Source organism: Sorangium sp. So ce375 (assembly GCF_051473855.1).
Lineage (GTDB): Bacteria > Myxococcota_A > Polyangia > Polyangiales > Polyangiaceae > Sorangium.
This window is the reverse complement of sequence record NZ_CP150335.1, coordinates 551348-577251: the sequence shown is the minus strand read 5'-3', so window position 1 is coordinate 577251 and position 25904 is coordinate 551348. Positions and strand designations below refer to the sequence as shown.

The window sequence follows — 25904 nt, the reverse complement described above, 5'->3', positions numbered from 1 at the left end:
GGGCTCCCCAGGGAGCCCGGCGGAGCTCACGCCTCGAACGTCCCCCGCACGCGCGAGCTGATCCCTTCAGCACCGGAGCTCGAGGGCGGGCCCAGCACCGTCATCGACTCGGCTTCCCCCTCGAACAATCCGCCGTCCCCGAGCTCGCCTTCCGCGGCTTCCACCTCGTAGGCAGGCACCATCGCGGCCTCTTCCCAGCGGCTCTTGAGCCGCTCCGCGAGCTTCGCGAGCAGCTCCCGCGTCGTCTCCCGGTCCGTGGCGGACAGGACCACCGCATCCGGGTGCCCGAGGAGCAGCCGCCGCCCCTCCTCCGGCGCGATCAGGTCCGCCTTGTTGAACACCACGATGCGGGGAATGCCGATGAGGTCGAGCTCGGTCAGCAGCGCCTCGGTCGTCTCGATGTGCTGATCGCGCGCGGGATCGCTCGCGTCCACGACGTGGAGCAGGAGATCGGCGTCGGCGGCCTCCTCGAACGTCGCCCGGAACGCGGCGAACAGGTCCTTCGGGAGCTCCCGGATGAAGCCGACGGTGTCGGTGATCACCACCTCGCGCTCCTCGGGGAAGCGCAGCCGCCTCGAGCGGGTGTCGAGGGTCGCGAACAGCTTGTTCTCGGCGAGCACGTCGGCGCCGGTCAGCGTGTTCAGCAGCGTGCTCTTGCCGGCGTTCGTGTAGCCCACGATCGACACCACCGGCACGCCGAGCCGGGCGCGGCGGCGGCGGCGCTGCTCGCGCTGGCGAGAGAGCCGCTTCAGCTGCGCCTCCAGGAAGCTGACGCGCTCCTTCGCGCGGCGGCGCCCGATCTCGAGCTTCGTTTCGCCCGGACCGCGCCCGCCGATGCCGCCCGTCAGGCGAGACAGGGAGTCGTCCTTCTGCCCGAGGCGAGGGAGCGTGTACTTCAGCTGCGCCAGCTCGACCTGGAGCTTGCCGTCCGATGACTCGGCCCGCTGGGCGAAGATGTCGAGGATGAGCTGCGTCCGGTCGAGCACCTTGAGATCCGTGTGCTTCGCGATCGCCGAGGCCTGCGAGGGGGTCAGGTCCCGGTCGAAGACCAGCGTCTCCGCGTCGAGCTCCGAGGCGCGCAGCACGACCTCGTCCAGCTTGCCCTTGCCGAGCACGAGCCGCGGATCGATGCGATCGCGCAGCTGGAGGACCGTGTCCGCGACGTCGACGCCGGCGGTGCCGGCGAGCTCGGTCAGCTCGCGCAAGCTCTCCTCGGCCCGGGCGAGCGCGCCCACCTTGGATTTCTCGGCGACGTGGACGAGGATCGCCCGGCCGTCCTTGGCCGCGACCGACCGCGTGCGCGATCGCTTCGTGAACTCGTCCTCGAGCGCCTGGATGAGCGCGCCGAAATCGACGTCGGCGCGACCGACCGCGACGGGGCCCACGGTCCGGTACGGCAGCGCCGCCTCTCCGCGGCCGTCGCCGCGCCCCTCGGCGTCGTCCACCGTGACCGTGACCGCTTCCTTCCCGTGGACGGGCACGTTGTACGCATACTGGAGGGTCCGCGGCTCGCCCTGCGGCGTGAGCTGCACGGCCGCGACAAGGTCGAGCCGGAGACGCACGAGGTCCACCAGATCGTCCCGGGTGAGCGGCTCGTTGAAGAGGTGCGTGTGGACGAGCCGGAGCGCCCTGAAGCGGCCCTGCGCGGCGCGGAGGCGCCCGATGTCCGGCAGCATCAGGCGGGTCGCGTCGCCGACGATGACGTAGTCGATCTCGCCCGATCGGTGGACCAGCGCGCCGACCTGGCGCCCCGTCTCATGCGACGCTTCGGCGAGCGCCTTGATGAGCTCGGGCGTGGCGATGCTGGCGAGCGGGACCTTGCGTCGGTAGATGCGCTCGAGGGTCTTCGTGGCCTGGGGGCTGAGTCCGGTGGTGTTTCCGTAGAGGGTGGGCATTCGATAATCGAAGGGGGATGTTGCTCCCGCTCACTCAATTTCATAACGCACGCAGGGCCGGTCCGCGACCAGGGGCGCCGCGGATCTTCGTGCCGAGCACGCATTTACGCATTTTTCTCGCCGCTCCTCGCCTTCGTCGCTCGCCGCGTCCCCCTCCGCCGCCTCCCCGTCCCTCCCCGCCTCCCGCTCGGCGCGCTCCTCCAGGTTCCTGTAGAGGCCGCGCGCGAGACGGGACTACCCTGCGCCGCGATGGCCATCCTGACCCCCCTCTCGCTCGCGGATGCCCGCCGCATCGGCGCGCTCTACGGCCTGGAGATCGCCGACGTGCGAGGCCTCCTCGCCGGGAGCGTCAACTCCAACTTCGCGCTGACGCTCGCCGACGGCCGCGGACAGGTGTTCCTGCGGGTCTACGAGGAGCAGCAGCTCGCCGCGGCGTCGCGCGAGGCGCGCATGCTCGAGCACCTCGCGGCCGGGGGTGTCGCCACGCCGCAGCCGCTCCGGCGCCGGGACGCAGCGTCCGGGTCGGAGGGCGCCGCGTTCGTCGCAGAGCACGCTGGAAAGCCGGTCGCGCTGTTCCCGTGGGTCGCGGGCGCCTCGCTCTGCCAGGCGCGCGTCACGCCGGACGCGACCCGCCGCGTCGGCGCAGCCCTGGCGCGGGTGCACCTCGTCGGCGCCTCGTTCGAGGGGGCAAACACCAGCCGGTTCGATCTCGACAGCCTCGACCAGCGGCTCCGGGGTCTTCGTTCCCCTCGACCCACGGCCGACGCGACGGCCCTCCCGCCCGACGTGGCCGCCGCGGTCGACGAGCTCACCGGCCGGCTCGAGCGGATCCGCGCCGCGGCGCCGCGGACGCCCGGCCCCCAGACGCTGATCCACGGCGACCTCTTCCGCGACAACGTGCTCTGGCAGGCCGGCGAGATCTCGGCGCTGCTCGACTTCGAGAGCGCCTCGCGCGGGAGCGCCGCCTTCGACCTCGCCGTCACGATGCTGGCGTGGTGCTTCGGCGACGACCTCGACCCGGAGCTCGTGTCGGCGCTCGCCGCCGGCTACGCGTCGGTGCGGCCGCTCTCAACCGAGGAGCGCGACCGTTTCTTCCACGAGAGCGTGATCGCCGCGCTGAGGTTCTCCATCACACGCATCACCGATTTCGAGCTCCGCCCGAAGGGCAGCGGCGTCTACAAGGACTTCCGGCGCTTCCTTGCGCGGCAGCGGACGCTCGAGCGCCTCGGCCCGCAGGGGCTCCTCGCTCTGCTCGGCGCCTGATCCGCGTCCGACGCACGCCCGGGCCCACGTCTGGCTCACGCCTATCTCGCGTCTGGCGTCGCTGGCGTCCTCTGGCGTCCTCTGGCGTCCTCTGGCGTCTGATTCAGATGTGAGCGGAGGTCGCCTGTGATTTTGCGTTAAGTTCGCGGCGCCGGGCGCTGGTGGCGTTGCGCGGCCCCGGCCCGACCGTTACCTTCGCCGGATGGCACAGGTCGGAACGCTCGATTTCAAGGGCTTCATCGAGAGACGCAAGGGCCAGCGCGCGGGCGGCGGGGACGGCGCTGGCAACGCGTATGCCTACGTGTCCGATAAGAACACGCGGCTCGCCTTCGAGAAGATGCGTCCTGTCGAGCTCGCCGTGACCGCCGCGGTCCGGCTGTTCAAGACGGTCGGCAAGAACGAGCTGCTCGGCCACGCCGTCAAGGTCGGCCCCGCGCAGTTCCCGCGCGTCCACAAGCTCGCGGTCCACTGCGCCGAGACGCTCGGGATCGCGACCCCGACGATCTACATCGTCAATAGCCCCACCCTCAACGCGGCCACCTACGGCACGAACGACGACTCGTTCATCATGGTGCACTCGGCGCTTGTCGACCATTTCACCGACGACGAGCTGCTCAGCGTCATCGGCCACGAGTGCGGCCACATCCACAACAGCCACGTGGTCTACCTGACCGCGATGCACTACCTGACGCGGATGGCGTCGGTCTTCGTGAAGTGGATCGTCGGGCCGGCGATGCTCGCGCTCTCCGGCTGGTCGCGCCGGGCCGAGGTCACCTGCGACCGCGCCGGGCTGCTCTGCGCGAAGAGCCTCGACGTCTCGACGCGCGCGCTCACAAAGCTCGCGCTCGGCTCGACCAAGCTGTACGAGGAGCTCAACCTCGAGGCGTTCATCGCCCAGCACGAGGAGGGCAAGGGCGGCGTCGGCAGGTTCGCCGAGTTCACGGCGAGCCACCCGTGGCTGCCGAAGCGCGTCCTGGCGCTCCGGGCCTTCGCCGAGAGCGAGCTTTACAAGCGCCACGCCGGGCTCGGCGCGAGCGGCCTCTCCATGGAGGAGGTCGACGAGAAGGTGCACGAAGTCATCAAGATCTGGGGCTGAGGGGCTCCTGGCTCTGACCAAGGCCGAGGTAGAACGCACATGCTCGAATCCTTCCACAGCCGCAAAGACGACGTGACCGGGGCGCTCAGGGATCTCGTGGCGTTCGCCGAGACCCTCGGCGCCAAGAGCGTCGCGGCGCGCATCACGAACGATCTCGTGAAGAAGCTCGACGCCGATCGGTTCCACCTCGTCGTGGTCGGCGAGTTCAACCACGGCAAGACGACGTTCGTGAACGCGCTGCTCGGCGCCTCGATCCTCCCCGTCGGCGTGACGCCCACGACGGCGGTGATCCACCACCTCGAGTACGCGGCCGAGCCGCGGGCCGAGGTGGTCTACGCGTCGGGCGAGCGCACCGGCCTGCCGTTCGAGGACGTGCGCGCCTTCACCGTCGGCGGAGAGCGCTCGGCGAGCGCGGGTGAGGTGAAGTTCCTCGAGGTGGGGTACCCGGCCGAGCTCCTGCGCGAGCGCGTGGTCCTCGTCGACACCCCCGGGGTGAACGACCTCTCGCTCCAGCGGGCGGACATCACCTACAGCTACATCCCGCGGTCGGACGCCGTGCTGTTCCTCATCGACGCCGGCCAGCCGCTCAAGGAGAGCGAGCGGGTCTTCCTGCAGGAAAAGCTGCTCGGGCAGTCGCGCGACAAGATCCTGTTCGTCGTGACGAAGCGCGACATCTGGAGCCAGGACGAGGAGGTCGAGGCGCTCGCCTACATCCGGAGCGAGCTCGGGAAGCTCGTGAAATCGCCCGTGGTCTTCCCGATCTCGAGCGAGCGGGCGCTGGAGGGCGATCGGCCCGGCAGCGGGATGCCCGAGCTGCTCGATCACCTGACCCGGTTCCTCGCCGAGGAGCGGGGGCGCATCCTGCTCGACAACGCGCTCGGCGAGGGCCTCGAGTCCGCGCGCCTGCTCGGCAAGGGCGTGGACGCGCGGCGGCGGGCGACCGCCATGTCGCGCGACGAGCTCAGCCGTCGCATCGAGCTGATCGAGAAGGATCTGGCCGGCCAGTCGCGCACCATCGAGGAGCGGCGCGCCGGCATCCGCGAGGAGGTGAGCGCCATTCGGGCGTGGGTGCGCCGCGACCTGGATCGCTTCGTCGACGATGTCCTCCGGCAGCTGCCGGCGATCATCGACGAGGCCCACACCGACGAGATCAAGGTCTACCTCGGGGCGTTCCTGGAGCGCACCTTCGCCGAGTGGGCGCAGGCGGAGACGAAGGAGATCGCCACGGCGCTCGAGGCGCTCGCCGAGAAGACGATCGCGCTCGTGCGCGAGGACGCGCACGACGTGGCGAGGCGGGTCAGCGAGGCGCTCGGGGGCGACGTGAAGACGCCGAACGTCGAGGTGGACACGTTCGGCTACGATGTCGGCGTCTTCGCCCTCTTCACCATCGGCCTCGGCGTGATGTTCACGAACGCCCTGCTCGGCGGGATCCTGGCGCTCGCGGCGCCTGTCCTGGCCGTGTACGTGAAGGAGAAGGTCGAGGCCGAGACCCGCAAGAAGGCGAAGGAGATGGCGCCGCTCGCGCTGCGCGAGGCCGCCACCCGGATCGGGCCGAAGCTCGACGAGATGATCCAGGAGTTCGCGAGCCGGCTCGACGCGTGGGTGGTCACGGCCGGCCAGGAGCTGCACCGCGAGGTCATCGAGGTCCTCAAGGCGGCGCGCGAGGAGCGGGTCCGCTCCGAGCCGAGCAGCGAGAGCCAGCTCCAGGCGTGCGACGCCCAGGCCGAGGCGCTCCAGGCGCTGATCTCGCGCCTGGAGGGGCTGCGGAGCGCGCTCTGGACCGTCGAGAACGGCGAGAGCAGGCTGATCCCTCCGCCCGTGTCCAGCGTGCCCAACGCGCCCGGCGGCTCGGCCTGAGCGAGGCGCACGCCTCCTGACAAGGGAGGAGGTGCTGCCCGGCCCGGTCTCCCGGCCATGCGCCGTGGCCATATCCAATCGTCGGGCGCTCATGCGAGAATGCGGCTGTGCAGCTCGACTTCGCAGCCCGTGAAGTGACGATCAAGCTCGTCTATTACGGCCCGGCGCTCAGCGGCAAGACGACGAACCTCGTCTCGCTGCACGGCCTCGCCGGGTCAGACGCTCGCGGACGGCTGATGACGCTCGAGACGCAGGACGATCGCACGCTGTTCTTCGATCTCCTGCCGCTCACCTTCCGCGCGAAGGACGGCGACGTCTCGCTCCGCATCAAGCTGTTCACCGTGCCCGGCCAGCCGATGCACGCCGCCACGCGGCGGCTCGTGCTCCAGGGCGCGGACGGGGTCGCGCTGATCGCCGACTCGCAGATCTCCGAGACGCAGCGCAACGCCGAGGCGTTCTTCGACCTCCGCCAGAACCTGCGGGAGAACGGCCTCGATCTCGCGAGGATGCCGCTCGTCATCCAGTTCAACAAGCGCGACCTCCCCGACATAAGGAGCGACGAGGAGCTGGCGCGGCTCGCCGCGCGGGGCAAGGAGCCGGTGTACAAGGCCGTCGCGACCCGCGGCATGGGCACGGTGGAGACGCTCATGGGTCTGCTCCACCTCACGTGGGAGACGCTCGATCAGACGCACCAGCTCTCGAAGCGTCTGTCGATCAGCGGCGAGGAGCTCCTGAACAGCGCGGCGCGCCAGCTCGGGGTGACGAGCTCGGTGAACGACCTCCTGGCCAGGCGAATGGGCGGCAGCCTCGAGAAGAGCTCCCGGATCGTTCCATGAGGCCCGACGCCCACAAGGGGACGCCGGCGGATTTCGGCCTCGACGACGAGGATCTCCTCAGCATGCCGGGCTCCGCGCCGATACCGTCGGCCCGCGTCGCGGACGGGCCCGTCTCGTCGAAGCGCGACGGCGCGCCGGGCGCGCCCGAGCCCTCGACGCTGCCTCCCCCCGCGGCGGCGCCGGTGGTCGACCTGGTCGGCATCGGCCCGCTCTCGCTCGAAGATCTCGTGGATCGCCAGGCCCTCGGAGAGATGGCGGCGTCGTTCCACGAGCTGTTCGGCCTGCCGATCCGGATCCAGTCGATCAACGGCGTGACGCTCGCGGAGTCGGGCGCGCTCGCGCCGCTCCCGCCGCTCGGCGGCCCGGCCGCCGACGAGCAGGAAGGCCGGCGGCCCAGCGCGGCGCCGGTGGGTCGGACGGCCAAGCGCGGCACCGAGGTCGCGGATCCCCGCTTCCAGGGCGCGCGTTACCAGGTGTTCCCGATCGAGTACGACGGGCGTGCGATCGGCCGATCGATCCTGGGCCCGTACCTCCCCGACGGCCTCGAGGAGCCCCCTGCCGCGCCGATCGAGGCGGCGGCCCAGCTCGATCTCGCGCCTTCGGCGGAGGGGCGGCCGCGGATGCCGCGGCTCCGGCCGGAGCGGCTCGGCGCGATCGCCGACCACCTCCGCGCGGTCCTCGATCTGATCCTGTTCAGCGGGCACAAGTCGCTCCTCACGTCGACGATGCACGTCGCGTCGATCCGCGAGAGCTTCCGTGAGCTGTCGCAGAAGAACGCCGAGCTGGAGCAGGCGTACGAGCGGCTGAAGGAGCTCGACCGGCTCAAGTCGAACTTCCTGGCCACCGTGTCGCACGAGCTCCGGACCCCGCTCACGTCGATCATGGGGTACAGCGAGATGCTCGCCGAGGGCATCGGCGGGCCTCTCACCGATGAGCAACGCGAGTTCATCGACACGATCCGGTCGAAGAGCGAGCAGCTGCTCGGCCTCATCATGAGCCTCCTGGATCTCTCGAAGCTGGAGAGCGGCACGTTGATCGTGCATCGCACCGAGGTGGCCGTCGGCCCGGTGCTCGTCGAGGCGGCGTCGACCATCGCGCCTGCCGCCTCGAAGAAGGGCGTCGAGCTCCGGATCCAGGCCGAGGACGATCTCCCGCCGGTGCTGGGGGACGGCGACCGGCTGCGGCAGGTGTTCATCAACCTCGTCGAGAACGCGGTGAAGTTCACCGAGGCGGGGGGCGAGGTGATGCTCGTCGCGCGCGCCGTGAGCGAGGACATGGACGACCTCCCCGGGCTGGTGCTCGTCGCGCCCCTGCAGCAGGCGGTCGAGATCCGCGTCGTGGACACGGGCATCGGCATCCCTGCCGGCGAGCGGCTGAAGGTGTTCGACCCGTTCTATCAGATCGATCAGAGCTCGACCCGGGAGCACGGCGGCACGGGGCTCGGCCTCTCGATCGTCAAGCGGCTGGTCGAGGCGCACAGCGGCACGGTCCGGATCGAGCCGAACGAGCCGCGCGGCACCGTGTTCGTGGTCAAGCTGCCCACGGTCGCCGGCTCTCCGGCGAACAGCGTCCTCCCGCCCATCTTCCAATGAGCGGGCGCTCCGAGTGGAAGCGCATCGACATGCTGCGCGCCGTGCTCGGGGGCGCGGCGGGCGATCATGTGCTCTGCGGCATCGGCGATGACGCCGCGATCCTCGCGCCCGCGGCCCCGCGGGGCGGGGCCCCCCCGGGCGCCGCGGAGCCGCTCGTCTGGACGATCGACAGCGCCGTCGAGGGCGTGCACTTCCGTCGCGATCTCCTGGGCTTCGAGGATCTCGGTTACCGCGCGACGATGGCTGCGGCGAGCGACCTCGCGGCGATGGGGGCGCGCCCGGTCGGCCTGCTCGCGGCGCTGGTGCTCCCCCCGAGCGTGACCGACGACGAGCTCGGCGCGCTGGCGAGGGGTCAGCGCGCCGCGTGCGACGAGATCGGCACGGCGGTCATCGGCGGGAACCTCTCGCGCGGCGGCGAGATCTCGATCACCACGACGGCGCTCGGCGTCGCGGCGCACCCGCTCAGGCGCGACGGCGCGCGGCCTGGCGACGCGCTCGCGGTGGCGGGGCCTGTCGGCCTCGCCGCGGCCGGGTTTGCGCTGCTCGACCGCGGCATCGCACCGGCCGGCGCCGCGGCCGAGCTGGCGATCCGGGCGTTTCGCCGGCCGGTGGCGCGCATCGACGCGGGCCTCCGCGCGGCCGCGCGCGCCCGCGCGGCGATCGACGTCTCCGACGGCCTCGTCGCGGACGTGGCGCACCTCGCGCGCGCGAGCGGCGTGCGTGTGTTGCTCCATCCCGCGGCGCTCGTGAGCGCCGCGCTCCGCGACGCCGCCGCGCTGCTCGGCGCGGACGCGCTGGATCTCGCGCTGTATGGCGGCGAGGACTACGCGGTCGTCGTCGCGGGCCCGGATGTCGGGGAGCTCGCCGGCTTCGTGGCGATCGGCCGCTGCGCGCCGCGCGAGGAGGGCGCGAGCGACGTGGCGTTGCTCGGACCGGACGGGCAGCTCACGGCCCTCGCGGCGCGGGGGTACGACCACTTCGCGTGAGCCCCAGCGCCGGTGATGCCGACCGGCCCGAGCGATTCCCCTGATCCGTGATCGCGACCTGGCTCAGTTGCACTCGGCGGGCGGCGTGGTCCCTGCGAGGCTCGCCCGGATCTGGATGAGCGCCTTGGCGCGCGGGGTTTTCCCGCTCTTCACGAGCTTCTCGATCCCTGCGCAGAGGTGGGATGCCGTCGCCGCCTTCGACTTGGCTTCCGGCGACTTCCCCGACTTGGTGGCGACCGCGTGGAGCGCAACGCAGCAAGGCTGGATGGAGGCCCCTCCTCCGCGCGCCGCCGCTGTCCCCGTCGCCCCCTCGGCGCCGGCCGCCCCCGCATCGGCCGCCGCCGCAGGCGCCGCGGCCTCCGCCGCCGCGGGCTCCTGAGCCGCCGCGGGCTCCTGAGCCGCCGCTGGCTCCTGCGTTGCCGCGCCCGTCGGCGTTGCAGCGGGCACCGGATCGGCGGCGACGGGCGCGACCGTCGGTGTGGGCGCGGGGATCGTCTCCGGCTCTGCTTCCTCTTTCCGGCAGGAGCTCGACAGGATGCTGCAAAGGAGAGCGACGAAGGTGATGGACGACCGCGACCGGATCATGCCCCGTCTTCTACAAAGCTTCTCTGGGCGCATCCATACGGCCTGCCGAGTACAAGCTCGTACGGCCGCCCCCGCCCCCACGCCCGACGATCGCAGCACCGATCGCCCACCCCTTCCCCCCCGAGTCGGCGGGGGTGGGGGTGACGAGGGAGGGGCCGGCGGGGGAGGGCCCCACGAACCCGAGCGCCGGCCCGCGGCGCAGCGAAGCCTTCCAGCTCTCGCTCCCCCGTTCATGAGGCAATAGCCACCAAAAGGCGCGAGTTCGTGGGAGGGCCCCCCGCCGGCCCCTCCCTCGTCACCCCCACCCCCGCCCGTCGCTTCAGCTGCAACCCATGCTGTTGCCGCAGTTGAGGCACTTGTAGCAGGCCCCGTTGCGCACGGTGATGTGCCCGCAGCCGTCGCAGACCGGCGCGTCGCCCATCATGTCCTCGAGCTGCGCGTCGAGCGCGCTCGCCGTCCGCCCCCCGCCCTCGACCAGCGCGGCCGCGGCCGGCGCGGTTTGCGAGAACGACGCCACGCCGCTCTCCTGCGCCCGCGACTCGACCGGGTCTTCCATGGCCGAGGTGACCGGCTGGACGTGGGCGAGGTCGTAGCGGTTCAGGTACTCGACCCCGAGCACGCGGAAGAGGTAGTCCACGATCGAGGTCGAGAACTTCACGTAGTCGTGCCCCTCGACCACGCCCTGCGGCTCGAAGCGGGTGAAGGTGTACTGCTCGACGAAGGTCTCGAGCGGCACGCCGTACTGGAGCCCGATCGACACCGCCATCGCGAAGCAGTTCATCATCGAGCGGAACGCGGCACCCTCCTTGTGGAGGTCGATGAAGATCTCGCCGAGCGTCCCGTCGTCGTACTCGCCGGTGCGGAGGTAGATCTTGTGCCCGCCGACGCGCGCCTCCTGCGTGAAGCCCTTGCGCTTCCTGGGCAGGCGGAACCGCTCGGGCGCCGCCGCCGAGGGCGAGCGCGGGCGCGCCTGGCTGGCCAGCGCGGTCGCGGTCTGGACGATGGGCGCGGCGCTCTCGGCCTTGTCGGCCTTGCCCTTGGCGTCCTTGCTCTCGCTCGAGCTCGAGGTCGACGAGAGCGGCTGCGACGCCTTGCAGCCGTCGCGGTAGAGCGCGACCGCCTTCAGCCCGAGGCGCCACCCCTCCTCGTAGATCCGCTGCACCTCCTCGACCGTCGCGTCGTTCGGCAGGTTCACGGTCTTCGAGATGGCGCCGGACAGGAACGGCTGCGCGGCCGCCATCATGCGGACGTGCGCCATCGGCGCGAGGTACCGCCGGCCCTTCTTGCCGCAGCGGTTCGCGCAGTCGAACACCGCGTAGTGCTCCTCGCGCAGGTGCGGCGCCCCCTCGACGGTCATGCGGCCGATGATCGTCTCGTTCGCCTCCTCGATCTCCGCCGCCGAGAAGCCGAGGTGCTGGAGCAGCGAGAAGCCGAAGCGCGCCCGCGACTCCTTGGAGACGCCGAGCCTGTCATAGGCCTCCTCGCCGAGGATCCAGGGACCGAACGCGAGATCCAGATCGAAGACGCCGGGGATTGCGGCCTCGATCTTCGCGAGGTCGTCGCTCGTGAGCCCCCGCGCCTTGAGCGACGCCCGGTTCACGTGCGGCGCCGCCAGGAGCGTGTTCGTGCCGGAGACGTAGGCGACGATCTCCTGCACCTCGGCCTCGGGGTAGCCGAGCCGCCGGAGCGCCTCGGGTACGGACTGGTTCACGATCTTGAAGTAGCCGCCGCCGGCGAGCTTCTTGAACTTCACGAGCGAGAAGTCGGGCTCGATGCCCGTCGTGTCGCAATCCATCAGGAGGCCGATGGTGCCGGTCGGGGCGAGCACGGTCGCCTGAGCGTTGCGGTAGCCGTGCTCCTGCCCGATCCGGACCGCCTCGTCCCAGTCGGCGCACGCCGCCCGCCAGAGCGACTCCGGGCAGCGGTCGCGATCGATCGCGTAGGCGGCGTCGCGGTGCATGCCCATCACCCGGAGCATCGGCTCGCGGTTCCTGGCGAAGCCGGCGAACGGCCCCTTCGCGGCGGCCATCTCCGCCGAGACCCGGTAGGCGTGGCCGCAGAGGATCGAGGTGAGCGCGCCCGCGACCGAGCGCCCGTGATCGGAGTCGTACGGGATACCCTGCAGCATGAGCAGGGTGCCGAGGTTGGCGTAACCGAGCCCGAGCGGGCGGTAGTCGTGCGAGTTCTTCGCGATGCCGCGCGTCGGGTACGCCGAGAAGTCGACGAGGATCTCCTGCGCGACGAAGAACACCCGCACCGCGTGGCGGTAGCCCTCGATGTCGAACGAGCCGTCCTCGCGGAGGAACTTTGTGAGGTTCAGGCTCGCCAGGTTGCAGGCCGAGTCGTCGAGGAACATGTACTCCGAGCACGGGTTCGAGGCGTTGATGCGCGCCGTGTTCGGGCAGGTGTGCCAGCGGTTGATGGTCGTGTCGTACTGCACGCCCGGATCGGCGCAGCCCCACGCGGCCTCGGCGATCTGACGCCAGAGATCCTTGGCGCTCAGCGTGTCGACGACCTCGCCGGTCGTCCGGGAGCGCGTCTCCCACGCCGCGCCCGTCGCCGCCGCGCGCATGAACTCGTCGCTCACGCGCACGGAGTTGTTCGAGTTCTGTCCGCTCACCGTGTGGTACGCCTCGCCGTTGAAGTCGGAGGGGTACCCGGCGCCGATGAGCGCCATCGCCTTCTTCTCCTCGCGGACCTTCCACTGGATGAAGTCGACGATCTCCGGGTGGTCCATGTCGAGGCAGACCATCTTCGCGGCGCGCCGCGTCGTACCGCCGCTCTTCGTCGCGCCGGCGGCGCGGTCGAACACCTCGAGGAAGCTCATGAGCCCCGAGCTCGTCCCGCCGCCCGAGAGCTTCTCCTGCTTGCCGCGGATCGCGCTGAAGTTCGTCCCCGTCCCCGACCCGTACTTGAACAGCCGGGCCTCGCTCTTCACGAGGTCGTAGATGCTCATCAGGTCGTCCTGGACCGCCTGGATGAAGCACGCGGAGCACTGCGGCCGCTCGTACGCGTTCCGGGTCTCGACGATGTCGTCGACCGCGCCCGCCGCGCCCGCGCGCTGCGCGGCCCCCTTTCCGTTGGCGCTCCCGTTCCCCGCGTCGGCCGAGGCCTCGTTCCAGGCGTAGTTGCCGCCCGACCCCTCGATGCCGTAGCGGTGGTAGAGCCCGCAGTTGAACCAGACGGGCGAGTTGAACGCGCCGTACTGGTGGACGAGCAGGTAAGCGAGCTCCGACTCGAAGGTGTCGGCGTCCTTCGTCGAGGCGAAATAGCCACCGAAGTGCTCACCCGCCTCGCGGATCGTGCGCGCCAGCCGGTGCACGACCTGGCGGACGCTCGTCTCGCCGAGCTCCTTCTTGCCGTGGATCCCCGCCTTGCGGAAGTACTTGGAGACGACGATGTCGGTCGCTAGTTGCGACCAGCCGGCGGGGATCTCGGCCCCTTCCATCTTGAAGACGACCGACCCGTCGGGGTTGGTGATGACGCTCGATCGGCGCTCCCAGGTGACCTCGTCGAGCGGATCCGCGGCTCGGTGCGTGAACCGCCGGTCGAACCCGAGCCCGCGGGGGCGCGAGGCCCCTTTCTTGGCGCCCTTCTTCGCGGCTGCGCCGTTGACCTCCGCCTTGGCGGCCCCACCGGTCACCGGACGGGCCCCCCCATCTTCCTTCGTCCGTGCCGTCATCTTGCCGTTCCCGGCGGGGAGCTTACCGCCGTCACCCACAACTGCCGACTGGGCCATTTCCAAGTCCTCCTGTGAACCACCGCACCTGGCGGTGACCCGGGTCCTACCGAAAGCACAAAGAGTTCCCTGGAGAACGACGAGGCCACATCGCCTCGATCTCCACAGGGTCTCGTCGCTTCTCCCCTACTACCTGCTCAAACGTTCCGGCTTACCACCAGTGAGCAAAGTTTCAGGTGCCATGCCTGAAAGGCGTGCGCTGACATGCGGGAGCGCCTGACCGCCTGCTATCCAAACTCGTGAACGGCCCGTGCGTCAAGGAGAACCGCTACAGGTTGGGATCTGCGCCCGAACAGGGCCCACATATAGGGTCCCTCCGCCCGGTACGGGATTTCTAGCGATCCGTGATCAGTTCTGAACAGGTGCTACCCACCGGGCGCACAGATTTCGCACAGCTTTTCCCGCGATAAAAAATCGGCGGGGCCCCGGCACGCGCACCCCCTCCGCCCGGCCGTCGCCCTCTAGTCGACGTCGTCTGCCTCCGCGCAGTACGCGAGCACCCGCTCCCCTTCGCAGTGGATCGCGAGCGCCACCTCCCGCGCGATCCCTCGCAGCCCGACGAGCTCGAGCAGCGTGGGCACAGGCGCCGGCAACAGCGGTGGAGGTGGGATGTACCGCGACGCGCGCACGATCGCCGGCTCGATGGCGGCGGCCTTCGGACCGATCATCTGGCGCAGCTCGTGGAGCGCCCGCTCGAAGCCGCCGAGCATGTCGACGAGGCCGCGCGCCTGCGCCTCGGCGCCGCTGTAGACGCGCCCCTGCGCGAGCGGCTCGATCTCCTCGACCGGGCGGCGGCGGCCGCGGGCGACGACGCGGAGGAACGCCGAGTAGATCGCGTCGAGCTCGCGCTCCACGACCGCCCGCTCCCCCGGGTCGAGCTTGCGCGACGGCGAGAACAGGTCGGCCCGCGCGCCGCGCTTCACGACGTCGGTCGAGACGCCGAGGCGCTCGAGCAGCGGACCGAGCGCGAAGCGCGCCGACACCACGCCGATGCTCCCCGTGATCGTCTGCGGCTGCGCGACGATGGCGTGCGCGGCCGCCGCCACGTAGTAGCCGCCGCTCGCCGCCACGTTCGACAGGCACGCCACGACCGGCTTCACCTCGGCGAGGCGGGTGACCTCGTGGTGGATCCTGTCCGACGCGAGCGCCGAGCCGCCCGGCGAGTCGATGTGGAGGATGACCCCCTGGACGCGCGGGTTCTGCCGCGCCGCGCGCAGGCTCGCGACGAGCCGCTCCTCGCTGGCCAGCGACGCGCCCCGGAAGTGCGCGCGGCTGACGATCGCGCCGTGCACCTCGACGACGCCGAGAATGGGCCGCGGCCACACGGGCGTCAGCGAGAGCGCGCGCCGCGCGCCCAGGTACCGGCCCGCCGACACGAGGCGGGTCTTCGCGTGCCGCGCAGCAGCGCGAGCCCCCTCGTCCGACGCGCCGCCGGGGCCGACCTCGGCGCGGCGCGGCGCCGCGGTCGCGCAGGGGAGCGACCCCGTCGCGAGCATGTGCTCGAGCTCATCCTCGTACGCGACCGCGTCGACGATGCCCCGCGCTACCGCCTGCTGCGCGCCGTAGGGGGCCTCGTCGATCCACCGCGCGGCCGTCTCGCGGTCGACGCGGCGCCCCTGGGCGAGCGCCGCGGTCAGGTCGCCGAGGCGCCCGTCGAGCAGGGCGCCCACCTGCTCGCGCTGCGCGGCGCTCATCGTGTCCCGCACGAGCACCTCGCCGGCGTTCTTGTACATCCCCTTCGCGAACACCTCGGGCTCGACGCCGACCTGCTCCAGCGCGCGGCGCACGTAGCGGCCCTCCACCGCGAACCCGAGCGGCGACACCAGCGTCTCGGGACCGACGACGACCGCCCGCGCGGCCGAGGCGAGCAGGAGCATCGTTGTGTCGGCGCCCATCGGCAGGTACGCGACGAGGTCCTTGCCCCCGGCCCGGATCTCGAGGAGCGCGTCCCGCAGCGAGGCCACCACCGCCGGCCCCGCATGGACCGACCGCATCCGGAGGAGCAGCCCCGCCGGCCGCGGATCCCTCATCAGGTGCTTGCCGAGCTCCCGGACGCGCTCCACCGAGAGCGGAGCCCGCTTCCTGCGGCGCCACGGGAGCGCGATGCGGACCCGGGGAGGCTGAAGATCGACCACCTGGCCGTCGATTTCGAGGACGACGTACCCGCCCTTGGGTGCAGCAAACGCCCAGCGGAGCGCGCTTACGGGGAGCAGCAGCAGGCGGAGGAGATTGACGAGCAGGGCAGCGATCACCGGTGGCTCCTCGGAATCTAGGGAAAGGCGGCGCAGCGTCCGCCGACGTCATGGTGCGGCGGGGGGAGTCAGGGTGTGCAGGAACCGGTCCGCGTGGCCCGAGCTCCGGGAATGAGGTCGGCGCCGTCCGGCTTCGCCCCGGCGCTGAAACTGGAAAGAGAGAGCGTGACGCAAGGGGCCACCCTGTGGCTACACTGTCGCTCCAAGTTTCGAAGGGGACGGCGAGCCGATGTGGGTTACGTCTTGGAGACGCCGTCCTCTCTCTTCCAGACCAGCTCAGCAAGCCGCGGGCCGTAGGCCTCCGGCGCCCTGGGTGGCAGACCCCCTTCACCGAACGTGCATCCCGAGCAGAGCGCCCCCGCCCCGAGCCAGCTCCCCCTCCCAGCGCCGTCCACCCTGCGGCTCGTGCCTCTCGGAGGGCTCGGCGAGGTCGGGATGAACTGCCTCGCGCTCCAGCAGGCGGATGGGCTGCTGCTCATCGACTGCGGGGTGACGTTCCCGAGCACGGACCTCGGCGTCGACGTTTACCACCCGCGCTTCGATCACGTGCTCGCGCTCCGCGACCAGGTGCGCGGCATCGTGCTGACGCACGGCCACGAGGACCACATCGGCGGGTTGCCGTTCCTCCTGCGTCACCTCGACGTCCCCGTCTGGGGCCCGCCGCACGCGCTGGAGCTTGTGCGCTACCGGCTCGCGGAGCACGCCCTCGAGGACAAGGCGCGGCTCCTGCCGACGCAGGTCGGGCGCGAGGTCGCGATCGGCGGCTTCGTCGTGGAGCCGCTGCGGGTGACACACTCGATCGTCGACGCCACGGCGCTCGCGATCCACACGGCCGCGGGGCTCGTCGTCCATACCGGGGACTTCAAGCTGGACCCGACGCCGCTCGACGGCGAGCCGACCGACGAGGCGCGCTTCCGCGCGCTCGGCGACGCCGGGGTCCGGCTGCTCCTGTCGGACAGCACCAACGTGGACTCCCCCGGCGAGGCGGGGAGCGAGCGCGCCGTCGCCCACGCGCTGGCGGAGCTCGTCGAGACCGCGCCGGCGCGCGTCGTGGTCGGCGTCTTCGCCTCGAACGTCCAGCGCCTGCTCGCCCTCGGTCAGGCCGCCGTCCGCGCGCGCCGCAAGATCTGCCTGCTCGGCCGCAGCGTGCAGACGCACGTGCGCGCCGCGCAGGCCGTGGGCAGGCTCCCGTGGCCGAGCGACCTGCTCGTCCCGCCCGAGGTCGCCTCCTCGATGCCGCGCGAGCGGATCCTCGTCATCGCCAGCGGCACGCAGGCCGAGCGGGCCTCCACGCTGACCCGGTTCGCGTCGGGGACGCACCCGCTCCTGCGCCTCGAAGAGGGGGATCGGGTCGTGCTCTCGAGCCGCGTCATCCCTGGCAACGATCGCCCGGTCGTCGATATGATGGCCGGGTTGCTCCGCCTCGGCGTCGAGCTCGTGACGTGGTCGACGGATCGGCGCGTCCACGCGAGCGGGCACGCGCACCGGACGGAGCAGGCGCGCATGATCGACCTCACCCAGCCGCGCAGCTTCCTCCCCGTTCACGGCGCGCTGCACCACCTGACGCGGCACGCGGAGCTCGCGCGGGAGCGCGGCGTGGCCGAGGTGCTCGTCGCCGAGAACGGCCACGTCGTCGAGATCGGCAAGACGCAGCCGCTCGGCCGGAGCGGCCGGGCCGTCACCGGCCGGGTGGCGACGGCGGGCGGCGAGGAGCTCGGGGAGGAGGTCCTCCGGGAGCGAGCGAACCTCGGTCGCTCCGGCGTGGCCTTCGTGTCGCTGGTCGTCGATGTGCACGGCGCCCTCGCGGCGCCGCCGCAGGTCCTCGCCCGCGGGGTCATCGGGGAGCTCGAGGGGGGCGCGCTGAGGGCCGCGGCGCGCGCGGTCGCGCAGGCGGTGAACGACTGCGAGCCGCGCGCGCGGCGCCGCGACAACGACATCATCGAGATCGCCCGGCTCGCGGCGCGCCGGACGCTCGAGGCGAAGCTCGGGAGGCGCCCGCTGGTGACGGTGGCGCTCACGCGCCTGTGACGCCGATCGAGGGGAGCCCGCCGCCCTCGGGCGTCGATGGCGCCGGGGCCGGCGACGGCGCGAGGCCCTCCGCGCGAGATTTCCTGGGTCCGGTGCTGCTCTCCCACATCGAGCGCGTGCGCGCCGATGCGCGGCGCGTCGTCGCGGCGAGCGAGCAGGGCGAGAGCGCGGAGCCGGACGCGGAAGCGGTGCACGACTTCCGGGTCTCTCTTCGCAGGCTCCGCACGCTGCTCAAGCCGGCGCGGCGCATCTACGGCAGGAGGCGGCTCCGCCCCGTGGCCGACGGGCTCCGGGAGTTCGCGCGAGCCACCGGCACGCTGCGCGACGAGGAGGTGCTGCGAGAGACGCTCACCGCGCTCGACCTGGACGAGGCGGCGCGGGCCGCCATCGCCGAATGGATCGCGCGGCGCGCGCGCCGCGAGCACGAGGCGAGGGCCCACATCGTCGAGCTGCTCCGGCAGGATCGCCCGGACGACACGGGCGCAACACGGGCCGATGCGCCGGCGGGCAACCCGGGTACGGCGCAGGACGACGCGAAGGCGACGGGCGAGCGGCTCCGGCTGGAGCCTCACCTCGCGCGCCTCGAGCGGCGCATCTCGAGAAAGAGAGCGAGGAAGCGCAGCGCCGAGGCGCTCGCGCGGCGAGCGATCGGCGATGCCCTGGACGACGTGCGCGCGCTCGCTGCAAGCGACCCGGGCGATGGCGCGGGCATGCACGCGCTCCGGATCCGCTTCAAGCGGCTGCGCTACTCCGCGGAGACGTTCTCGCCGCTCTTCGGAGAGCGCGCCGAGCGGATCGCCAAATCCGCATCGCGGATGCAGCGCCGCCTCGGTCAGCTGCACGACGTCGACGAGGCGCTCGGGCAAATGAAGAGAGCAGAGGAGCTGCCGCCCGACGAGCGCGCGGCCGTCGTCGACGCGCTCGCTGCAGAGCGGGCGCGGCTCGCTCACAAGACGACGGAGGAGCTCGCGCGGGAGCTCGAGACGCTCACATCGCTCTGGTCGGACGATCCCGGCGCGCTCCCGAGCGGTTGACGCAGCGCACGGGGCGCGGCGCAGCAAGGAGCGCCGCAGCAAGCGCGCTGCGGACGGGGGCGGATGCGCACGCGCACGTTGAACCGCCGGCCGCAGAGCTCGGCGTGCGGGCGGCGCTTCGTGATACCGTCGGTGGGGCTCCTTCGAACCGAGGCGAAGCCCGCCGATCCCGGAGGTCGTGTTGCGCCGCTCTGCCTTCCAAAGCGTCACCGCGCTCGTCGCTCTCCTCGCGGCGAGCGCATGCACCCAGGACTTCGACCAGTTCGATCCCGAGCTCTTCCCGGGGTCGTCCGGGACCGGCTCCGGCGGCGCCGGCAGCTCCAGCGGAGCTGACAGCGGCGGAGGCGGCCAGACGACGGCCGGGAGCACCACGAGCGGCGGCAGCGACGGCGCCGAGCGGTGCACCAACGGCGAAGATGACGACGGCGACGGCGCCGTCGACTGCGCCGATGACGACTGCGGCGGGTTCGCCTGCGTCGCCGTCCCCGATGGCTGGCAAGGGCCCGGCGTCCTCTACGCGGGCCCCGCGGCCGCGGACATCGCCTGCCCCGAGGGCTTCTCCGAGCGGATGGACGTGGGCGGCCGCGATCCCCTCGACGAGCCCGCCACCTGCACCCCGTGCACGTGCGGCGCGCCGACCGTCACGTGCGAGGATCCCGTGATCACGCTGTACGGGCAGGACGCGTGTGACGGGCTGGCCGTACCGCTGCCTGTTCCAGCGAATCGGTGCACCAGCACGGAGGATGTGTCTGGTCTCCCTCTCGACAGCTACAGCGGCGAGGCGCCCGGCGTCGACTCGGCGGCGTGCCCCGCGTCGGGCGGCGCGGCGACCGTGCCTCCGCCGCGCTTCGGCACCGAGGGGCTCGTGTGCGCCGCCGCGCCGGGCACCGGCGGCTGCGCGGCGGGTGAAGCCTGCGCCCCGCGGGAGATCGACGCGCCGTTCGAGCCGGGCATCTGCGTCTGGCGCGAGGGGGACCGGCGCTGCCCCCGGGAGTTCAGCGAGCAGCACGTGTTCGCGAGCTCCGTGGTCGATGATCGCGGCTGCACGCAATGCACGTGCGACACGCGCGGCGTGAGCTGCTCGGCGACGATGACCCTCTTCAGGGATGCCGATTGCACGAGGCAGAACGGGACCGTGCCGCTCGACGGGGCATGCATCGAAGAAATACCCCAAGCCGCCGCCGTCTCGGTCAAGGTGACCGGAGCCGGCAGCTGTCAGCCGCGCGGCGGTGCCCCCACAGGGGAAGTCCAGGAAGGCGACGACAGGATCACCGTCTGCTGCACCCGCTGAACGAGCGAAGCACTGCGCTGGCCGCGCGGCGCTGAACGACGCCGCGCGGCGCTCGGCGCGCCTACTGCCGGAAGATCTCGACGCGCTCGAGGACGACGTCCTGGTTGGGCCGATCGCGCGTGGTCGCCACGTTGGCGATGCGGTTGACGATGTCCTGCCCGCTCACGACCTTGCCGAACACCGTGTGGCGGTTGTCGAGGTGCGGCGTCGGCCCGTCGGTGATGAACCACTGCGCGCCGTTCGTGTTCTTGCCGGCGTTCGCCATGGAGAGCACGCCGGGGCCGTCGTGCCGTAGCGAGGGGTTGAACTCGTCGCCGAACTTGTACCCCGGGCCGCCCGTGCCCCAGAGCGACGCCTTGTCCGGGTAGCGCGAGAGCGGGTCGCCACACTGGATCATGAACCCCGAGATCACGCGGTGAAAGCGGACGCCGTCGTAGCAGGGCGTCCCCTGCATCCCCTGGCCGCTCTTCGGATCGGTCCAGTTGATGGTGCCCATGGCCAGGCCGACGAAGTTCTTGACCGTGTTGGGGGCGCCCTCCTCCTCGAGCCGAACGGTGATGTCGCCGAGCGAGGTCTTGAGCCGGGCGTGAAGCTGGCCGGTGCCGGGCACGTTGATCTGGGGGAATTCCATCGGGCCTTCTCCTTTTCCTGGCCGCCGAGGCGGCGCCGTCAGTTCTTGGCCGCCAAGGCGGCACGGTCAGCCGAAGGAGGTGAGCCGCGGGCCCCCTCCTGCGTCCTGCTGCGGCGGTCTTATCTCATCTGGCGCCGAGGACGAGCGGCGAAATGACCTCAAGCGCGCTCGAAGAGCGTCGCGATGCCCTGGCCGACGCCGATGCACAGCGAGGCGACCCCGACCTTGGCGCCGCGCGCGCGCATCGCATGCACGAGCGTGCACGCGATGCGCGCGCCCGAGCAGCCGATCGGGTGCCCGAGCGCGATCGAGCCGCCGCGGACGTTGACGCGCGCCGGGTCGAGCTCGAGCGCGCGCGAGCACGCGAGCGCTTGCGCCGCGAACGCCTCGTTGAGCTCGAAGAGATCCACGTTGGGCGCGCGCAGCCCGGTCCGCTGGAGGAGCTTCTTCACGGCCGGGATGGGCCCCTCCCCCATGAGGTTGGGATCCACCCCCGCCGTCGCCGTCGCGATCACCCTCGCGCGCGGCGCCGCGCCCGCGGCCTGCACCGCGTCGCCCGAGGCGAGCAGGAGCGCTGCGGCGCCGTCGTTGAGGGGGGAGGAGTTGCCCGCCGTGACGGTCCCGCCCTCGCGGAAGGCGGGCTTGAGCTTCGACAGCGCCTCGAGCGAGGCGTCGGCGCGCACGCCCTCGTCGCGCTCGAACAGGACGGGATCGCCCTTCTTCTGGGGGACGAGCACGGGGACCACCTCGGCGGCGAAGCCCCCCGACTCCCAGGCGAGCGTGGCGCGCTCGTGGGACAGGAGCGCGAACCGATCCTGCTCCTCGCGGCTGATGCCGTGCTTCTTGGCCACGTTCTCGGCCGTCTCGCCCATCGATTGCAGCTCGAACCGCGCGGCCATCCTCGCGTTCGGGTAGCGCCAGCCGAGGGTCGTATCGTAGACGGTCGGCGCGCTCCGCTCGAAGCGCTCCGCCTGCTTGGGCATCGTGAACGGCGCGCGCGTCATGCTCTCGACGCCCCCCGCGATCGCGCAGTCGGCCTCGCCGGTGGCGATCATCCGCGCGGCGTCGGCCACCGCCTCGAGCCCCGAGCCGCAGAGGCGGTTCACCGTGACGCCCGGGACCTCGTAAGGGAGGCCGGCGAGCAAGGCGGCCATGCGCGCGACGTTGCGGTTGTCCTCTCCAGCCTGGTTCGTCGCGCCGAGCACGACGTGATCGAGGCGCGGCGCAAGGGAAGGATTGCGACGCACGAGCGCGTCGAGGACGTGAGCTGCGAGGTCGTCGGGGCGGACCGTCGCCAGGGCCCCGGCGTACCGGGCGATCGGGGTCCGGACAGCGTCGACGACGAAGACAGGACGCAGGGCAGCAGCCATGACGAGAGCGTAGCGTCGCCTGGTCAGCGCGCAGCGGGAGATCGCGCTTGCCCTGGAATCTCCGCCCCGCGCCGCGTGCGTCGACGTCGTGTGCGCCCGCCCGGTCACGCCCTGTCACCCCCCGCGTGAGCACAGCGGCCGCTCGGAAGATGGGCCCGAAAGAGGACCGATCAGCCCGTTCCGTCCTGCACAGGGTGAATTGTCGATGCGGGACTCAGTAGCTATCGCTGGATCCGCCCCCGCCGGAGCGACCGCCGCCGCCACCGCCGAACCCGGACCCACCGCCGCCACCGCCGAACCCGGACCCACCGCCGCCACCGCGGCCGCCGCCGCCACCTCGGAAGAGGAGCGCCTGGAGGACGATCCACAGGAACCAGCGGAAGGCGGGCGAGATGAGCGAGAGCAGGAGAAGCGCCACGATGGCGACGATCGTCACGCCGACCTTGATGAACGAGACCGGGGCGGGCGCCGGCTGGGCGCCGGGCACCGGGCGCCGTTCCCCCTCGGGCGTTCCGGCGATGAGCGTCCGGGCGATCTCGCTCGTCCCCTGATCGATGGCGTCGCGGAACCGATCCTGCCGGAGCAGCGGGTTGATGGTCTGCCGGATGATGTCGTTCGACTGAAGGTCTGTGAGCGCTCCCCCCACGCCCTTGCCCGTCTCGATCCGGACGCGCCGCTCGGACGGAGCGATCACAAGCAGGACGCCGTTGTCGGCCCCGCGCTGGCCGAGCTGCCACGTGTTGAAGGCCTCGTAGGCGACGTCCTCGATCGTCTCGCCCTCGAGGGATCCGGCCACGAATGCGACGATCTCGAACCCGGTCTCGCGACGGACGCGATCGAGCTTCGCGTCGAGATAGCGGAGCTCGGACGCGTCGAGCCGCCCGGCGGTGTCGACGACGTGCCCCGTGAGCGCCGGCGGCGTGAAGTTGGCCAGCGCCGGCCGGGCGACGAGCGCGCAGACCAGCAGGGCCGCGGCCGCGACGGCCCTGGCCAGGGCCCGCAGCCGCGCTCCGCTCATGGCGACCCGGCGCATCGCCGCGCCCCTCATCAGAACGAGACCTTCGGCGCCGACTGGACCTCGGGAGAGGCGGTGAAATAGACGCGCGGCTTGAACGGCTGGCCCGTCGCCTTGTTCACCACCTGGCCCCGGATCTTCAGGAGCTCCGCGTTGTACTCGCGCGCCGCCTGGTTGTACTCCTGGCGCGCTCGGAGGATCCGGTTCTCGATGCCCTCCAGCTGGACCTGGAGGCTGTGGAAGCCCTGGTTCGCCTTGAGATCAGGGTATTGCTCCTGCACCATGAGGAGCCGAGAGAGCGAGCCGCTGAGCTGCTCCTGCGCCTTCTGGAAGGCCTGCACCTTCTCAGGATCGGTCAGATCCTCGGCCTTGAGCTGGACGCCGGTGGCGCGGGCGCGCGCCTCGGCGACGCTCGACAGCGTCTGCTCCTCGTGCTTGGCCGACCCCTTCACGACCGCCACGAGGTTCGGGACCAGGTCGTACCGCCGCTGGAGATCCGCCTCGAGATCGGACCATTTCTGGGCCGCGATCTGATCTTTCTCGACGAGCACGTCGTAGCGCTGGCAGCCCACGACGGACGTCAGAAGGGCGAGCACCGCCAAGAAAAGGGACGCCACCGCGAGGCGCTTCCCGAATGTCGCTTTGTGAACAATCCGCATGACTGGCTCCAGGGTCGCTCGCATTGCCCGCCGGGTAGGGCGTTGCGAGGCGTTGCGCGTCGTCTTGCAAGGTCTTGCAAGACCCCGGCCCCCGGCGCTCGCGGCGGGCTGGCGTGCTGCGGCGCCCCCGCGACGTGATAGCTTTCCCTGTCGTTCCCCTCGTCAGCGCCTCGCTGCACGAGAGCTGCAGAGGGGCCACACGCGTGGCACGCCGCCACAGTCACCCATTACGATGAGCCACCGCACGCGCATCGCAGCCCATTCGCTCAGCCCTGCAGCTTATGCGCCGTATGGCGACATCCTCATGGCCTCGCCGCACGGCGAGCCCGGCAGGATTGCCAACCAGGGGACGGCGCGGCGCTTCGATCACCTCGCCGCGATCGAGAACCTCCGCCCCGGGCACGCGTCGCTGAACGTCTCGGTGTTCCGCTGCACCCCGCGCTCGAGCTTCCCGCTCCCCATCGCCCTGCTCGAGAAGCACCCCGGCTCGACCCAGGCGTTCGTGCCGATGAGCGCGCGGCGTTACCTCGTCGTGGTGGCCCTCGGCGGCGACCGGCCTGATCTCGCGACGCTCGGCGCCTTCATCGCCCACGGCGCCCAGGGCATCACCTATCGCCCCGGCGTGTGGCACCACCCCATGATCGCGCTCGACGCCGAGGCCGACTTCGTCTGCCTGGCCTGGGAGGACGGCTCTCCCGGCGACTGCGCCGTGGTCGAGTACGCGGAGGGCGAGCGCATCGCCGTCACGATCGACCCCTGACGGCCGGCCGCCCCTTTCGCCGTCGCCGATCCCGCGCTGCGCGATGGCGCGCGCCATCGCGCAGGGAGGGACCTCGGCGGCCCCGGAGAGACGGTGCCCTCCGGGCCGCGCTGCGCCTGAGCCTCCGGGCGCGCGCCGCGCTATAGAGGCGCCCCCCTCCATGCGCCGCTCGACCCCCAATTGCTCGTTCGTCGCGCAGGAGCAGCGAAGGCTGCTCGCCGCGCTCGATTCCCTCGATGTCGCCGCCGTCGCCCGCATCCTCGAGGAGTTCGTCACGGACGAGCGCAGGGCCCGGCTGCGCGGCGTCATCGCGGCGCGGCTCGACGCCGTCACCGTGGCCATGGACGCGCCGCACGATCCGCACAACGGGGCCGCCGTGCTCCGCTCCTGCGACGCGTTCGGCTTGCAGCGGCTGCACATCATCGAGCGGGCCGAGCAGTTCCTTGTCTCGAACACGGTCTCGCGCGGCTCCGAGCGCTGGGTCGACGTGCGCACGCACGCGACCACCGAGGCCGCGGTCGCCGCGCTCCGCGCCTCGGGGCACGAGCTCGTGGCGACCCACCCGGAAGGCCGGCTGACCCCGCGCGACCTCTCGAGCATCCCCCGCCTCGCGCTGGTGCTCGGCAACGAGCGCGACGGCATCCGCCCCGACCTGGCCGCCGCCTGCACCCGCGCCGTGCGCGTCCCAATGCGCGGCTTCGCGGAGAGCCTCAACGTGAGCGTCACGGCGGCGATCCTGCTCGAGCACGCGACGAACGGCCGGCCCGGCGATCTGCCGGAGCCCTACCAGATCGGGCTCTACGCGCGCGCGCTGGTGCTCACCGTCCCCCACGCGGCGGAGATCCTGGCCGCGCGGGGCATGCACCTGCCGCTGCCCCTCGGAGGACCGCCGCCTCCTCCCCCGAAGCCGCGCGGCCCCAAGCCGCGGAGGCCGCCGGCGCTGCCCACGCTGCCCACGCTCGAGACGCGCGGCGCCGGCGCCCCGCAGGAGCCCGAAGGCGGATAACATGCAGCT

The 25904-nt window shown here is 71.8% G+C and carries 19 protein-coding genes; 11 read left to right on the top strand and 8 right to left on the bottom strand.

All coding sequences use genetic code 11. The features are described 5' to 3' along the window. Nucleotides 1-26: 26 nt before the first annotated feature. Complete coding sequence (hflX, locus tag WME90_RS02310) at nucleotides 27-1895, bottom strand: GTPase HflX (RefSeq protein WP_437279411.1); 1869 nt, start codon at nucleotides 1893-1895, stop codon at nucleotides 27-29. Between the two features lie 249 nt (nucleotides 1896-2144). Between hflX and WME90_RS02305 the strand changes: the two genes are divergently transcribed. The 6 genes from WME90_RS02305 (at nucleotide 2145) to thiL (ending at nucleotide 9525) form a co-directional block, all read left to right on the top strand. Beyond that, nucleotides 2145-3158 carry a homoserine kinase gene (locus tag WME90_RS02305; protein WP_437279410.1) on the top strand — a complete coding sequence of 338 codons (1014 nt, stop codon included), beginning with the start codon at nucleotides 2145-2147 and terminating at the stop codon, nucleotides 3156-3158. A gap of 202 nt (nucleotides 3159-3360) precedes the next feature. Beyond that, entirely contained in the window at nucleotides 3361-4254 is an 894-nt protein-coding gene (locus tag WME90_RS02300) for a M48 family metallopeptidase (protein WP_272097504.1), read from the top strand. A 39-nt stretch (nucleotides 4255-4293) separates the two neighbouring features. Further along, entirely contained in the window at nucleotides 4294-6111 is a 1818-nt protein-coding gene (locus tag WME90_RS02295; RefSeq protein ID WP_437279409.1) for a dynamin family protein, read from the top strand. A 107-nt stretch (nucleotides 6112-6218) separates the two neighbouring features. Continuing rightward, complete coding sequence (locus WME90_RS02290) at nucleotides 6219-6947, top strand: GTP-binding protein (RefSeq protein WP_437279408.1); 729 nt, start codon at nucleotides 6219-6221, stop codon at nucleotides 6945-6947. Beyond that, nucleotides 6944-8539, top strand: coding sequence for an ATP-binding protein (locus WME90_RS02285; RefSeq protein ID WP_437279407.1), 1596 nt, complete (start codon nucleotides 6944-6946; stop codon nucleotides 8537-8539). The genes WME90_RS02290 and WME90_RS02285 overlap by 4 nt, the downstream gene beginning before the upstream one ends. Then, nucleotides 8536-9525, top strand: coding sequence for a thiamine-phosphate kinase (thiL, locus tag WME90_RS02280; protein WP_437279406.1), 990 nt, complete (start codon nucleotides 8536-8538; stop codon nucleotides 9523-9525). The genes WME90_RS02285 and thiL overlap by 4 nt, the downstream gene beginning before the upstream one ends. A 63-nt stretch (nucleotides 9526-9588) precedes the next feature. Here thiL and WME90_RS02275 read toward each other — a convergent pair whose 3' ends face one another. The 3 genes from WME90_RS02275 to sppA all read right to left on the bottom strand — a co-directional run bounded on the left by WME90_RS02275 (nucleotide 9589) and on the right by sppA (nucleotide 16101). Next, a complete protein-coding gene (locus WME90_RS02275) occupies nucleotides 9589-10110 on the bottom strand; it encodes a hypothetical protein (RefSeq protein WP_437279405.1) in 522 nt (173 codons plus the stop codon). A gap of 319 nt (nucleotides 10111-10429) precedes the next feature. Then, nucleotides 10430-13849 carry a vitamin B12-dependent ribonucleotide reductase gene (locus WME90_RS02270; RefSeq protein ID WP_437279404.1) on the bottom strand — a complete coding sequence of 1140 codons (3420 nt, stop codon included), beginning with the start codon at nucleotides 13847-13849 and terminating at the stop codon, nucleotides 10430-10432. A 461-nt stretch (nucleotides 13850-14310) separates the two neighbouring features. Then, the gene (gene sppA / locus WME90_RS02265) at nucleotides 14311-16101 is read right to left on the bottom strand and encodes a signal peptide peptidase SppA (RefSeq protein WP_437279403.1); all 1791 of its coding nucleotides are present in this window, start codon (nucleotides 16099-16101) and stop codon (nucleotides 14311-14313) included. 435 nt (nucleotides 16102-16536) lie between these two features. Here sppA and WME90_RS02260 point away from each other — a divergent pair, with 435 nt between their 5' ends. The 3 genes from WME90_RS02260 to WME90_RS02250 all read left to right on the top strand — a co-directional run bounded on the left by WME90_RS02260 (nucleotide 16537) and on the right by WME90_RS02250 (nucleotide 20454). Further along, nucleotides 16537-18129 carry a ribonuclease J gene (locus WME90_RS02260; RefSeq protein WP_437279402.1) on the top strand — a complete coding sequence of 531 codons (1593 nt, stop codon included), beginning with the start codon at nucleotides 16537-16539 and terminating at the stop codon, nucleotides 18127-18129. Next, on the top strand, nucleotides 18126-19163 hold the full coding sequence (locus tag WME90_RS02255; RefSeq protein WP_437279401.1) for a CHAD domain-containing protein: 1038 nt from the start codon (nucleotides 18126-18128) through the stop codon (nucleotides 19161-19163). Before WME90_RS02260 ends, WME90_RS02255 begins: the two co-directional genes overlap by 4 nt. Before the next feature lie 181 nt (nucleotides 19164-19344). After that, entirely contained in the window at nucleotides 19345-20454 is a 1110-nt protein-coding gene (locus WME90_RS02250; RefSeq protein ID WP_437279400.1) for a hypothetical protein, read from the top strand. 61 nt (nucleotides 20455-20515) lie between these two features. Here the strand turns inward: WME90_RS02250 and WME90_RS02245 are convergent, their stop codons facing one another. The 4 genes from WME90_RS02245 to WME90_RS02230 all read right to left on the bottom strand — a co-directional run bounded on the left by WME90_RS02245 (nucleotide 20516) and on the right by WME90_RS02230 (nucleotide 24087). Further along, nucleotides 20516-21085, bottom strand: a complete 570-nt coding sequence (locus WME90_RS02245) for a peptidylprolyl isomerase (RefSeq protein WP_437279399.1) — start codon at nucleotides 21083-21085, stop codon at nucleotides 20516-20518. Between the two features lie 158 nt (nucleotides 21086-21243). Then, nucleotides 21244-22455 (bottom strand): thiolase family protein, encoded by a 1212-nt coding sequence (locus WME90_RS02240; RefSeq protein WP_437279398.1) that lies wholly within the window; start codon nucleotides 22453-22455, stop codon nucleotides 21244-21246. A 214-nt stretch (nucleotides 22456-22669) separates the two neighbouring features. Then, the gene (locus tag WME90_RS02235) at nucleotides 22670-23488 is read right to left on the bottom strand and encodes a TPM domain-containing protein (protein ID WP_437279397.1); all 819 of its coding nucleotides are present in this window, start codon (nucleotides 23486-23488) and stop codon (nucleotides 22670-22672) included. Between the two features lie 14 nt (nucleotides 23489-23502). Continuing rightward, the gene (locus WME90_RS02230; protein ID WP_437279396.1) at nucleotides 23503-24087 is read right to left on the bottom strand and encodes a LemA family protein; all 585 of its coding nucleotides are present in this window, start codon (nucleotides 24085-24087) and stop codon (nucleotides 23503-23505) included. Between the two features lie 274 nt (nucleotides 24088-24361). Here WME90_RS02230 and WME90_RS02225 point away from each other — a divergent pair, with 274 nt between their 5' ends. Together WME90_RS02225 and WME90_RS02220 are read left to right on the top strand one after the other, a co-directional pair. After that, nucleotides 24362-24889: an ureidoglycolate lyase gene (locus WME90_RS02225; RefSeq protein WP_437279395.1), complete on the top strand. Its 528-nt coding sequence runs from the start codon at nucleotides 24362-24364 to the stop codon at nucleotides 24887-24889. Between the two features lie 160 nt (nucleotides 24890-25049). After that, complete coding sequence (locus WME90_RS02220; protein WP_437279394.1) at nucleotides 25050-25895, top strand: TrmH family RNA methyltransferase; 846 nt, start codon at nucleotides 25050-25052, stop codon at nucleotides 25893-25895. The last annotated feature ends 9 nt before the right edge of the window (nucleotides 25896-25904 follow it).